Source organism: Blautia sp. TM10-2, from assembly GCF_003480845.1.
Taxonomy (GTDB): Bacteria; Bacillota; Clostridia; order Lachnospirales; family Lachnospiraceae; genus Fusicatenibacter; species Fusicatenibacter saccharivorans.
On the sequence record NZ_QUJZ01000003.1, the window covers coordinates 121,733 to 134,921 of the forward strand.

Sequence of the window (13,189 nt, forward strand, 5' to 3'; positions counted from 1 at the left end):
TTTCGAAAAAAGAAAGCATCCTGCACAAAAATCATCCTGAAAATTATCTGAATTTTACGAAAGCGCAGGGAAAAATGGAAATTGATTGACGAAGAAATAAAAAAGGCTTATAGTAAAGTTACGAAACAATGCGAAACAAAAAGTGATCGTGTTTCTTACAAGGATGCAAAAAACAGCTTTAGAGCTATACGGGAGGAAAATGAGATGGAATTTAGCGGTGTATACCATAAAACTTCAGAACAGATGAGTTATGCCCTGGATGAGGACAGACTGATTGTCAATATCAAGACAGGATATGATGTAAAACAGGTTTTTATCCATTACGGAGATCCTTATGAAGCCGGAATTTTGGGCGGAAAAGAAAAGTGGATCGGAAAAAGAGAGGAAATGATATATAAAAAACGTCTGCCTTATCAGATCTGGTGGACAACAACGCTTCTTCCGGAATACAAAAGATGCAAATATTATTTCGAGCTGCGGACGGAAAAGGAAGTCTGGTATTATTTTGAGGATGGTTTCCTGACAGAAGAACAGCTCCGGATGGATGGCCGTATGCAGCAGTGCTTTATTGTACCCTGGATGAACCCGGCAGATATCAATCGCACACCGGCATGGGTAAACGAAACGATCTGGTATCAGATTTTCCCGGATCGGTTCCGCAACGGGACACCGGAAAAAAACGGAGATGATATCACACCCTGGAGAAATCACGGAACCGTAACAAACGAAGAAAAATTCGGAGGAAACCTGGAAGGGATCCGTCAGAGATTATCGTATCTGCAGGAACTTGGGATTACCGGTATTTATCTGAATCCGATCATGAAAGCAGAGTCCAACCACAAATATGACACGACCGATTATACAAAAATAGATCCGTTTTTTGGCGATGCGGATACAATGAAAGCGCTTTGCAAAGAAGCACATGAAAAAGGAATCCGCATTATGGTAGATGCAGTGTTTAATCATAGTGGAAGAAAATTTGAGCCGTGGATAGATATCCTGGAGCATGGAAAAGAGTCTCGTTATGCGGACTGGTTTATGGTAGAGGACTGGGAACAGGTTCAAAAAAGGGGAGACACCAGAGACCGACGGTTCTATTCCTTTGCATTTACAGACGGGATGCCAAAGCTGAACACAAACAACGAAGAGGTGATACAGTATTTCTGTAAAATCTGTGAGGACTGGGTACGGGAGTTTGATATCGACGGAATTCGTTTCGATGTAGGAAACGAAGTGTCGCACAGGTTCTTAAAGCGGATAAGGGAGCATTTAAAAACGATAAAGCCGGATATTTATCTTCTGGGGGAAATCTGGCATGATGCAAGCCAGTGGCTGCAGGGAGATGAATATGATTCTGTCATGAACTACCCGCTGCTGAGTGGAATCCATGATTTCTTTCTTGATAAAACAATGAAAAAAGAAGAATTTGAATATATGGTAAACCGTTGCTATACCATGTATATGCAGCAGAATAACGATGTACTTTTTAATCTCCTGGATTCCCACGATACCGAGAGGCTGATGAACCGTTTTCACGATCTGGACAAGTTCTACCAGCAGCTTGCAATCCTTTTTACGCTTCCGGGAAGCCCCTGTATTTATTATGGAACGGAGATTGCAATGGAAGGCGCTCATGATCCGGACTGCAGAAGATGTATGCCTTGGAGTGAAATTGAAAGCGAAGAGAATCAGAAAAAAATTGCAACGATGCGGAAACTGATCATGCTTCGAAGAAATGAAAAAGTGTGCAGAAGCCTGCATTTCCATTTTCCGAATGGTTATGAAAATGATCGGTGTGTAGAGTATATTAAACTAGACGAAGAGGGAAATAAAATCGAAGTTCTGCTCAACGCATCGGATGAGGAGATAAAAGTAAAAGGAGACGGGGAAGTACTTTTTGCCCGGGAATTTGATGGAGAGATACTTGGTGTAAATGGAACGTTAATTCGCAGGATGTAAGGGTTTCACCTGTTAGAAATATGTGCAGACAGGCACAAAAAAAGCATGTTTTCTGGAAAAGCCACCGGAAAACATGCTTTTTTGATCTCTTGCCTCGCCAAAAACATAAGTAAGGAGCCATTTTTCGAAGGAAAATGAGCGGATTACGAATGTTTTTGAAGATTGCGTGAGTGCAAAGCACATAGCAATCTGGTATCGCAGTGATCAGACGTTTAAAATACCGAACGACTGCAGCAGCAGTGCGGCAAGGAGCACGGGTGCAATAAACTTCACCATGACGATATACAGCCTCTTTCGACCGAACTTATATCCTCCCAGAGTCACCTCATCGATGATGACCTGCGGCTTTACAACCCATCCGATCAGAATACAGGAGAGAAGTGCGACAAGCGGCATCAGAAGGTTATTGCTGATGAAATCCATGACATCCAGGATCTGAGCCGTTGCGCCATTTGGAAGCTTCAGTTCAAAATAAAGCGCATTGTAGCCGAGGCATACGATGATACCGACGAGACATGCATAAACGGTTACAATAACCGTGCTTTTCTTTCTGCTGATGTGAAATTTGTCGATCATACAGGAAACAATGGATTCCATGACCGATACGGAAGATGTAATGGCTGCAAAGGAGACCATAAGAAAGAAAATGGTTCCGATTACGCCGCCTGCTGCTCCCATGGACTGAAAGACCTTCGGCAGGGAGACAAACATCAGACCAGGGCCGGCAGACATACCCTCTGTCCCCATAAAGGTAAATACGGCAGGAACGATCATCAAACCGGCGAGCAGCGCAACAATGGTGTCGAAAATTTCGATCTGGTTGATCGATTTCATCAGGTTTGTTTCTTTTTTTACGTAGGAACCGTAGGCAACCATGATACCCATCGCAACGCTGATCGAAAAGAAAAGCTGTCCGAGTGCATCGACAAAGACGGTGAAAAATTTCTGCGGCGTCATTCCTTTAAAATTTGGAACAAGATAAATTTTCATACCCTGCAGTCCCGTACGGACGACACCGTCTGCGTCGGTATGGGTCAGGGTCAGAGAAAAAACAGAAATTCCGATGATTAAAATCAGAAGGATCGGCATCAGAATTTTGCTGTAGTTTTCAATTCCCTTATTGACACCACGATATACAACGAATGCGGTAAGAAAAAGATAGATTCCCAACCACACAATCGGCTGCCATGTACCGGTAATATAGCCGGTAAAGTAACCATCCTCGGCAGCAGCAGTGCCATGTCCGGTGAGAAACACAGACAGGTATTTTAATACCCAGCCGCCAATGGAGCAGTAGTAAGGCAGGATGACAACCGGCACGATACTGGCGAGAAGGCCAAGACCGTTCCAGCCCGGGTGAATTTTACCGTAAGCGACAAGCGGACTTTGTCCGGTTTTTCTTCCGATGGCAATATCAGTTGTCAGCAGGGTAAATCCAAAGGTCAGAGCCAGTACGATATAAACTAAAATAAAGGTTCCGCCTCCGTCTTTTGCGGCAAGATAAGGGAAACGCCAGATATTTCCCAGTCCAACCGCGCTTCCTGCGGCAGCAAGCACGAAGCCGATCGATCCGGTAAAGCTGCCGCGCGTATGTTTCTTTTCCATATAAGATACATCTCCTTATTGATAGACTGACTGTTTTTAACAGCCGAATACTTCTATTATAAAGTTCGGACGATACTTCGTCAACCAGAAGATCTATAGATTGACAATTTCGATTAGTTGTACTATCATCTAATTAGTTGTATATGCATCTATTTGAAACAGATTGAGAATGGACAGGAGGAACAGAAAAATGGATCCAACAGAACGGAAAATAACAAAAATAGCGCGGGAAGCCGGGAAATTTACGGTTCAGGCAATGAAAGAAGAGGGCATCGGCACAGCAGAATTTGACTTTATCCATCTGGTGCGCCATCATCCGGGCATCACGCAGACGGAAGTGCGCGAACAGTTAAAGATTGATAAAGGAGCCGCTGCAAGACGCGCTGCAAGCCTTGAGGCAAAGGGATATCTGATCCGGAAACCGAATCCGTGGGACGGCAGAAGCCAGCTTCTGTATGCTACGGAAAAAGCAGAAACTTTGAAAAATTCCAAAGCAGAAATTGAAACGGTTTTTTATGAATGGCTGCTTTTGGAGCTTCCGGAAAAGGAGGCAGAAAGCTTCTGCGAAACACTGGACAAGCTGTACTGGAAATCGAAGAGAGAACGGCAGAATCATTTTGCGGAACTTTCAAAAATTTTAAGTGAAAAAGCAGATAAAACAATAAAAGCAACAGCAGAAGGAGGCAGCAGCGATGAAGGATGAAACCTTTCGCCCGAACCGGATGCTCTCTTACTTTCAGGAAGAATGGAAAATTCTCTTTTTTGTTACGGTTTCCGGTCTCATCTATAATCTGGGACTTCTTGCAGGCCCCTGGTTTGAGGGAAAAATGACAGGAAAGCTGGTTGATCTCCTCGGCGGCACAGGAACCTTCCACCAGATGCTGATGCTGGTCACGGCCTATGTCGTGAGTATTGGCATTGTGCAGGTTTCCCGCTATTTCAAACGGTTCTATGTCAGAAGATTTGCCAACAACGTCAACCGGCATATGAAGCAGATTCTTTACGGAACGCTGGTTCGCAAAAGCCGTTTGGAGCTGGAAGCGGAAGGTACCGGAAATGTACTGACGAAGGCCATTCTCGATGTAGACGATTGCGTAGAAGGAATGCGGAAATTTACAACGGAAATCTTTGATACCGGTGTTGCTCTTCTCGCCTATGCGTGTATGCTGCTCTGGTACGACTGGCGCCTGGCTCTTCTCTGCATGATTTTTCCACCCATTTCCTACGTGATTGCCGAAAAGATGAAGGTCATGGTACAGAAAACGGGCGCTGCCTATAAGGTACAGTCGGGTGCATTAAGTGCTGCAACCCTGGACCGTGCGACAAATGCCATCACGTATCGTGTCTTTGGCTGTGAGGAGGACAGAAAGGCCGCTTATGAGGAGAATCTTTCGGCTTACGAATCTGCCGCTGTGCGCGCCAATATCTGGAACACAGCTATGCCGCCGATTTACCGTATGATCTCGATGACGAGCATTCTGTTTATCCTGTATTTTGGAGGCAGAAACGTCCTGCATGAGGGTTGGACACCGTGGACCATTGCTGTATTTACCACATTTTTGTCCTGCTACACGAAGCTTGCCACCAAATCATCGAGCGCAGCAAAGCTTTTTAATGCGGTACATAAAGCGCAGGTTTCCTGGAAACGAATCAAACCTCTGTTGCAAAATTCGAAAGCCGAACCGGAGTTTCCGGCCGCAGCACCTGCAGAGCTTAACGTCGATCACCTGCATTTTGCCTATCCAAACGGAAAAGAGATCATCCATGACCTGTCGTTTCAGGCGGCTCCTGGCCAGATCATCGGTGTAACGGGACCTGTCGCATGCGGAAAGTCAACGCTTGGAAAGACTTTTCTCTGCGAGTCGCCGTATGAGGGAAGCATCACCTTCGGCGGAAAAGAACTTGGAAAAATGGAAAAAGCAGACCGGAACCGCATGGTCGGTTATCTTGGCCATGACCCGGAGCTGTTCCATGGAAGCGTGGAAGAGAATATCCGTCTCGGGGGAAAAGAGGGCGCAGAGGAGATGATCCGAGTCGTCTGCCTGGAAGATGAAGTGAAAGCAATGGAAAACGGAATCCATACTCTGGTCGGAACGGGCGGTATCCGCCTCTCCGGTGGTCAGGCGCAGCGCCTTGCCCTTGCGCGAACCCTGTACCACAAACGGCCGGTTCTGGTTCTCGACGATCCGTTTTCGGCACTCGACAAAGAGACGGAGGCACAAATTTTTTTAAATTTAAAGGAGCTGGCAAAAGACTCTATTATAATCCTCATTTCCCATCGCCTCTATCTGTTCGACCAGATGGATCAGGTCATCTGGATGGATGAGTGCCATACGAAGGTCGGCACACATGAGGAACTCCTTGCAACGGTTCCGTCCTACGCAGAGCTCTGCAGCAACCAGACGAAGGGAGGCAGCTTTTGATGCGAAAGAAAGAATCTGTATTGCGGGTAATCAAAGAAACCGTTCGAAAACACGGCGTTTTATCAGCCGCACTTTTGGGAGTCGTCTGCGGTGCGGTTATTTTCGCACTGCTCCCGCCTCTTGTGCTGGCACAGCTGATTGACCTTTTGACAAAGAAGCATACCCTCTGGATGGAAGGAATTCTGCTGTATTTCGGACTTCTTGCCCTGACGGGTCTTCTGGAGTCGGCACGAGAGAGTCTTCTGACGGTATTCGGCCAGAAAATTACACATGCACTCCGAAGCAGTCTGATGGAAAAGTTCGGACGCCTTTCCGCCAACGAGCTGAACCGCCAGGAGCCGGGCGCTCTCGTATCAAGATTTGTCGGTGACATCGACACAGTGGAAAACCTGTTTACCTCCGGGATCATCAGTATGTTTGCCGATGCGTGCAAAATCTTAAGCATTCTTGCCGTCATCTGGGTGACTAATCGTGGACTTACGATTGTTCTGATTATTTTACTCCCTGTTCTGTTCCTCTTTACCCGTTATGTTCAGAAAAACATGCTGGCCTCCCAGATTGCCAACCGCCGTGCAGTCAGCCGTGCTTCGGGTCACGTTCCAGAGACGCTGCACAACATCCGTACCATTCACTGTCTGCAGAAAGAGACGTATATGGAGCAGCAGTATGCGCACTATATTGATGACAGCTACAGCGCAATGGAGAAGACCAATTTTTACGATGCCGTCTATTCTCCGGTCATCCTGATTTTAAATGCCATTGTTGTTGCTGTTGTCATGCTGCTTTCGGCCTCCGGCAATCCGACCGTTTTAAAGCTGTTCGGCATGTCCGCCGGAACCGCCGTTGCTGTTATAAACTATATTTCCCAGATCTTTGCTCCGGTCGAAAGTCTTGGTATGGAAATCCAGACAATTCAGTCTGCGTTTGCCGGTATGGAAAGAATCAATGAATTTTACAGCCTGGAAGAGAAGAAAGAGCCGGCTGCGCTGACTGAAAATACAGATTACGGCATAGCGGCTGAGCTAAAAAATGTGACGTTTGGATATGACGAAAGCCAGGTCATCTTAAACGATGTAAGTCTGCAGATCAAAAAAGGCGAGCAGGTAACACTTTTGGGACGAACGGGTGCCGGAAAGAGTACTATTTTCAAACTGCTGCTCGGTTTATATGAACCACAGAAAGGAATGGTTCTGATTTGGGGTGTTCCATCTGTCGATCTGCCGGATGCAAAAAAACGAAAGGTTTTCGGCTATGTGGAGCAGTCGTTCCACATGGTGCCGGGATCGGTAAAAGACCAGATTACTTTGTATGATGCAAAGATTTCGGATACAGATGTAAAAAAAGCAGCAGAGCTGACCGGACTTGCAAAGACCATCGAGGCGCTTCCGGACCAATATGATACGATCTGTACACAGGATCTCTTCTCACAGGGTCAGTGGCAGCTCCTCTCGATTGCCCGTGCAGCCGCAGCGGAGCCTGAAATTCTGCTCCTCGATGAGATTACCGCAAACCTTGATGCAGAGACGGAAAAAATGGTATTAAATGCATTGCAAAGGGTTTCCAAAAACCGTACCGTAATTTCCATTTCCCACCGAACTATGGCAGAAACGGGACGCGTGATTCCAATTTCATAATTTCTTTTCGTTCATTAAATTTTTGAAACAAAGCGTGCCGGATGCATTCTGACAAAAAAAGATGCGCCGACACGCTTTCTTTGTCCCGCCAGGCAGAACAAAATAGAGCGGAGGAGCGAGTTTCAATTGACACAAAAAAGGGGAGCAAGTACAATAAAAGTAACGAAAAGAGAGGAGGCGGTATTCAGTTGAAAAAGAGAAAATGGAAATTCCGCATCGCAGGCGGCGCTGTCACGCTGCTGGGCATCTATCTGATGGCGGTCGGCTACGGAGAGACGATCACACTCACCATCGCCACGGTTGTCCTGATTTTCGGCATTGCCATCTGGTCCATGGCAACCCCGGAGAACTACAATTCCATGACGGATATGATTGCCATGATCTCCATGGAGAAGCCGCGGAAAATCGAAGAATTTTATGAGGCTTACAAGAACGTCGATACACCGTTCGGTTCTGCATGGCTTGCAAAATTCTACACGATGCGGCAGAAAGCACTCGTTTTCGGACCGGACGCCAAGGGAGAATATCTCTACTTCTGGCTGACCAAAGACGGTCATGTCGGTTATTTGGGATATTCCTTCATCGAAGGCTTTATCAAAAAGAAACTCACCACACCCGTGTATCCGATTCATGAAGATGTTGCAGAGAACCTCGCAGACCATCTAAGCTACCATTCCGATCTGATGATGTTCCAGAGCGAATTAAAAGCGAATCTGGAGCATTTCGTCAAAACCGGAACGGTACAGCCGTTTCAGAAGATTTCGGCGTCCCAGATTTACACTTTCACGGAGGATTACCGCCTGACGGGCCAGCATTTCGATCTGGAGGATACAGACGGAAACCTGGTTTACGAGATCGACAGCACCGTGCCGCTGAAAACATTTTATATCTACGATGCGATGCACACCGAAATCTTCCGCATGACGAAGGAACTGCTCCACGCGCTGCCGACCTACCGTTTTTATCTGTACGGCGAGCCGTATGGTGTGTTGAAAAAGCAGTTTGCACTCGTACGGGATCAGTTCTCGATGGAACTGCCGGAGGGAAAACTGGAACTCCGGGAATACGCCGGCTCCATCGGCCACAATTACTCGGTAAAACTGAACGGAACTATGATCGGCGCCATCGTCGACAATATGGATCTTACCGTCGGAAACATCATGTTCGACAATGCGTTTCTGATTGTCTACGATGCAAAATATCTGCCGCAGCTGACCGCACTCGCTGTGATGGCGGCAAGAGAACTGGCACGCGACAAGGACGGCGGTCTTTCCAATCGGTCCTGACAAAAGAAAGAGAGGGGAATCTATGAGAAAAACGACAAAATTGTTTTTGGGTTTTACAGCAGGACTTCTGCTTCTGTGCGGCTGCTCGGCGGCAGAAGAAAAGTTAGGGTATGAAAACGCGGATGTGGCAAAAGAAGCCCTTGCATCGGCTTCGTCCGTCCGCATGCGCTGTGATCTGGATAACGTTGACGCTTCGGGAAACATTTATGCGGATGAAAAGGCTGCCGCGTATATGAAAAACAGCGGTCTCTTTGATCAGACCTGGACGATCTCTATTTCCGGCGAAGAATGGTTCCATATGAAAATTGTGACGGACGAAGAAATCAATAAGATGACAAAATCCGCTACTACCTATGCATTCTATGATCCGGACAACAACCTGCTTGGCTATGCACAGGAGCGCGTGACGACACCGGATCAGATGCCGGAAGCGTATTACATTATTTTTCTCGATGCAGATCTGAACGAAAAACCATATTACGCATCAGAGGATGGACATACCATTTATACAGAGGGCGGAACGGTGATCGGTTCTGCGAAAAAAGAGATGGACTGGTCCGGTTCACAGTGCAATCTCTATGTGAACCTGGAGGATAACGGTACGCAGGTGATGGATTTCCAGGATAAATACGCCTTGCTCGATATGATGTACGATGAGGCAAATGAGTATTACAAAGATAACAAGTAAGGCGGAGGAAAAAGGCAGTTGAAAAAGAGAATATATACAGCCGCTGGTCTTTTTCTTGCCGCCGCTCTGGTGCTTGGCGGCTGCGGAAAAGAAAAAGTGCCGGAATCTGAGTTTGCAACTGCGGATGAGGCAAAAGAGGCGCTTACATCGGCAGAAACCATAGAAATCTACTTTGACCTGTATGGAAGTAAACGAAAGACGAAGATTGTGGCAGACGGAAAAGTGGCGGGCTATCTTCAGAAGAATACGGTCTATATCAACGAGGAGGAGTGGTTTTCGATTGACTATGTGGAGGATGAGCCCATCAATGACAGAGAAGGCTCCGGCACGACGTACGGCTATTACGACGCATCCGGTACGTGTCTTGGCTATGCGCAGGAGCAGTATGTGGATACCTCCTATGGAAAAGATACAAGACTGATTTTCCTTGATGTAGATGAAACGCCGCTCGATTACCAGAGTTCGAGAAGCGGCAGGATTCTGTATGATGAAAATGACGAGGAGATCGGCAGCGGAAAGATCGGGCGATCAGGGGTCAGTCTTCTTGACCAGTGGTACACGAATCTTTACTGTGCCGTCTTTAAGACCGAGACGGACGGCACGCGGCAGATTGATTTCATGGACCGGATGGCGATGCTGTGGCGTCTGGAGCGCGATTACCGCTCAATTGACGACAATCCTGTCAACACCGGCGTGCAGATTTATGAAACGGTTGCCGTTGTTTTTGTGCTGATCCTGTTGATTGGTTCGTCTTTCTCAAAATGGAGACAAAAAAAGAAAAATTAAAGGGAATGCTCGCTTCCTGGACGGCTGGTTTTGAGAAAAAACCACTGACAGGAAGGGGGCATTTTATACGCTTGTGAATCTTGCACAATTTCTGGTTTCATGCTAAAATTGTGCAGGTATAACGTTTGTTATACTTCTTATATTTATTTTTGAGAAAAGGTATGAAATACAAATGAACGATACAGAAACAAAAAACACAGCGGTAAAAGCGCCGGCACTGATGTCCACGCGGCCTGTGACAGCACAGGATGCGCTGGATCAGTGTGAGAAGCTTTCCCCGATGATATACTACTCTTGTTAAACGAAACTGTTTTAAGGCTTAAATACAGTGTTTTAGTGGAACCACAGATATTTAAGAAGAATTCAATGTTGCACCAAATTGCACCGAGTTGCAGGAAACGGAAACGTGTCAGTGGTACAAAGATGGTCGGAAAATGAAACTCGTTATATTTTTTTTACACGATTACGCGCACACGAAAGTTGTTTATTTTAAGGCAAAATTTTATTCTATGGGCTCGGAATCTGATAAATTATGGAGCAGATTGGAGTGTCACAGACATCTAATCAGATGCAGTTCAGGAATAAAAAGATCTGCGGAAAGCTATACAATAGCATAGAATGATTCTGAGCTAATATGGTATGGGAAGGCCTTGGAACATTGAAAGACCGTTCAAAATGCCATATACTAAGCTTGGTGATCGTTCTGTAGAAACTTGTGAAGCCTACAGACGGGGGAGGAGCCTGCGGGACTCTCCCTCCTTTACTCTGAGGAGAAATTTTATCGTATGAAATGAAAACATTGAAAAGGACGACAGTACCTATGGCTGCCGTCCTTTTTCTTATCCCTTAATTTCAACATCGTTCACACGAAAGTTGTTCGTGATGGGGATACAAAGATATGTTTGTCCATCAATATTTCTTGTTTCGAGCAGATCCAACTGATCTCGGTCGATTTTGAGCGTCATGCCATAGGCGGATATGGTGCATTTGCGGGTATCAATGATGCTGTTTGAATGTAAGACAACATTATCTGGGAACTCCCTGTCAAATGCGTTTAAATCGTCTTCCGTAGCGCCGCATTGTTCCAGAATATGATGTAAACCGTTTTTAGAGATTGTTGGATCTTCCAATTCTTCCGCTTTTTCACAGATGTTCTGATAAAGTTCAATGGATGTTTCTACAGTGTACTGTGACGAAAAGGCAGTATCAACAGCTGCCTGAAAATACTGTTTTTGATCGGGTTCCCATAACGGGAGCTGACAGTTAAGTCCGTTTGCAACGAACTCCGCGTGCATATCCCTTCTTGAATAATAGAGAAGAGAATGGCAGTTTGAAGCGCGATCATCGAAAGAAGGAAACAAAAACGCATTTTCAGGCGGAGCGACCTTTTCTAGTCGGACGAGATTTTCAAAAATGGCTTCCTTCTCATTATATCCGAGATCATTGCTTGTCTTTTTAACAGGGCAAATACAGCAGATTATGAAGCAATAAGTGGTTTCGGAGGCATCATCCATTATCGTTCCGTCCGTAGCCTTTCCCGGTACATCATAAGCCCCCAGAGCGACAAGGATAGCATAGTTTTCTACTGTAGTATAATTTTCTACGATGATTCCATACAATTCTTCCAACGCATCTTCCTGAATATCACCCGTTCCATTGCAGAATTGATATAAAAAGTGTTGTGTTCCACCGGCAGATTCTTCCGACAGAGGAAAATCCACCTGTGTTAAATTTTTTTCCTTCTTTCCGGAAAGAGCTTTTCTGAAGATGTCCAGATATTTGAAAAGTTCATCCTCTGGAAGGGATAAGGCCGGATGCTTGAATTCAGATAAGAGATCTTTCTCAGAATTAACATAACATCCGTAGATAGTGTGAATTGGGTTTCTTTGCATGCAGAGCAGCTTTCGAATTTCTGCGATTTCTTTTCTATTCATTTATAGTGGCCTCCTTTATATATGTATATCTATAGTATTGAAAATATTTAAAATAATAAATTTCACGTAGGAGATTTTTCTTATCTTTGCCGCTTTTTGACATTCTTATATGGAAAAGAAAAATGATATGAAAGGTGTGATCATATGTCAAAGAAAATAATCGTTTTTGTGGTGCTGAGTACATGTTTGACAGCATGTTCTATGGAACCAGCAAGCCCTCCGGCTATTGTTGTTCCGGATCAGAAGTCTGTAGAACAGCAAATGGAAAAGAATGTTGAAGCAAAAGCTGAAGAATATCATGTTACTCCCGAATTATCCGATGATTTTATCCAACAATATTTGGATATGGATTCCTTTGAAGAATTAAGGGAAAGAACTTTGGAAGGAATATGGATTACACAGGATCAGGCCAATATGACCAAAGATGAAATCAATTTATGGGAGCAGGTAAGCCAGGCGGAAGGCTTTACGCAATATACTTCCAAAGACTTTGAAGCGAAAAAGCAGGAACTTAATATGATCTTAGAAGATCTCGCTGCCGAGCAACAACAGACAATAGAGGAATTTGCAGAATCGTATCATATGAGTGAGGAAGAAATTCAGCAATTTATGGAGCAGCAGGCCCAAAAATATATTTCACAGGAAGAAAATGGCGCTGAGTCCTAAGAACATTTGTTTTTAATAAGATTTTCCATTCTATTCATATCAGATCAAATATCAAGAAAGGAGAACAAAATCAGATCTGAAAAACAATTTGTCCAAAAGGAGGAAATCTATGTACTTAGGATTAAAAAAATCTGCTTCTTTACATGATTCATTTGCTTTTTGATGGAAATAGATCAATTAAAAATGGAGTGATGATTGTAAAGGAGAA

At 45.1% G+C, this 13,189-nt stretch carries 11 protein-coding genes; 9 read left to right on the top strand and 2 right to left on the bottom strand.

Annotated features, from left to right (window positions below):
- The first annotated feature begins 204 nt into the window (after positions 1 to 204).
- Positions 205 to 1,959, top strand: a complete 1,755-nt coding sequence (locus DXD92_RS03910; RefSeq protein ID WP_118594445.1) for a glycoside hydrolase family 13 protein — start codon at positions 205 to 207, stop codon at positions 1,957 to 1,959.
- Positions 1,960 to 2,163: 204 nt separating this feature from the next.
- Here DXD92_RS03910 and DXD92_RS03915 read toward each other — a convergent pair whose 3' ends face one another.
- Positions 2,164 to 3,564: a sodium-dependent transporter gene (locus tag DXD92_RS03915; RefSeq protein WP_118594444.1), complete on the bottom strand. Its 1,401-nt coding sequence runs from the start codon at positions 3,562 to 3,564 to the stop codon at positions 2,164 to 2,166.
- A 190-nt stretch (positions 3,565 to 3,754) separates the two neighbouring features.
- Here DXD92_RS03915 and DXD92_RS03920 point away from each other — a divergent pair, with 190 nt between their 5' ends.
- The 7 genes from DXD92_RS03920 (at position 3,755) to DXD92_RS19160 (ending at position 10,682) form a co-directional block, all read left to right on the top strand.
- Positions 3,755 to 4,267: a MarR family winged helix-turn-helix transcriptional regulator gene (locus DXD92_RS03920; RefSeq protein WP_022461532.1), complete on the top strand. Its 513-nt coding sequence runs from the start codon at positions 3,755 to 3,757 to the stop codon at positions 4,265 to 4,267.
- Positions 4,257 to 5,987 carry an ABC transporter ATP-binding protein gene (locus DXD92_RS03925; protein ID WP_117812798.1) on the top strand — a complete coding sequence of 577 codons (1,731 nt, stop codon included), beginning with the start codon at positions 4,257 to 4,259 and terminating at the stop codon, positions 5,985 to 5,987. The genes DXD92_RS03920 and DXD92_RS03925 overlap by 11 nt, the downstream gene beginning before the upstream one ends.
- Positions 5,987 to 7,621, top strand: a complete 1,635-nt coding sequence (locus tag DXD92_RS03930) for an ABC transporter ATP-binding protein (RefSeq protein ID WP_117812797.1) — start codon at positions 5,987 to 5,989, stop codon at positions 7,619 to 7,621. The genes DXD92_RS03925 and DXD92_RS03930 overlap by 1 nt, the downstream gene beginning before the upstream one ends.
- Before the next feature lie 188 nt (positions 7,622 to 7,809).
- Positions 7,810 to 8,907 carry a hypothetical protein gene (locus DXD92_RS03935; RefSeq protein ID WP_117508921.1) on the top strand — a complete coding sequence of 366 codons (1,098 nt, stop codon included), beginning with the start codon at positions 7,810 to 7,812 and terminating at the stop codon, positions 8,905 to 8,907.
- A gap of 22 nt (positions 8,908 to 8,929) precedes the next feature.
- A complete protein-coding gene (locus DXD92_RS03940) occupies positions 8,930 to 9,595 on the top strand; it encodes a hypothetical protein (RefSeq protein ID WP_055228134.1) in 666 nt (221 codons plus the stop codon).
- A gap of 18 nt (positions 9,596 to 9,613) precedes the next feature.
- The gene (locus tag DXD92_RS03945) at positions 9,614 to 10,381 is read left to right on the top strand and encodes a hypothetical protein (RefSeq protein WP_022461039.1); all 768 of its coding nucleotides are present in this window, start codon (positions 9,614 to 9,616) and stop codon (positions 10,379 to 10,381) included.
- Between the two features lie 172 nt (positions 10,382 to 10,553).
- The gene (locus tag DXD92_RS19160) at positions 10,554 to 10,682 is read left to right on the top strand and encodes a hypothetical protein (protein ID WP_279220640.1); all 129 of its coding nucleotides are present in this window, start codon (positions 10,554 to 10,556) and stop codon (positions 10,680 to 10,682) included.
- Positions 10,683 to 11,220: 538 nt separating this feature from the next.
- Here DXD92_RS19160 and DXD92_RS03950 read toward each other — a convergent pair.
- Positions 11,221 to 12,315: a DUF4317 family protein gene (locus DXD92_RS03950; RefSeq protein WP_118640114.1), complete on the bottom strand. Its 1,095-nt coding sequence runs from the start codon at positions 12,313 to 12,315 to the stop codon at positions 11,221 to 11,223.
- Positions 12,316 to 12,459: 144 nt separating this feature from the next.
- Between DXD92_RS03950 and DXD92_RS03955 the strand changes: the two genes are divergently transcribed.
- Positions 12,460 to 12,981, top strand: a complete 522-nt coding sequence (locus DXD92_RS03955) for a hypothetical protein (RefSeq protein WP_118640115.1) — start codon at positions 12,460 to 12,462, stop codon at positions 12,979 to 12,981.
- Positions 12,982 to 13,189 lie beyond the last annotated feature (208 nt).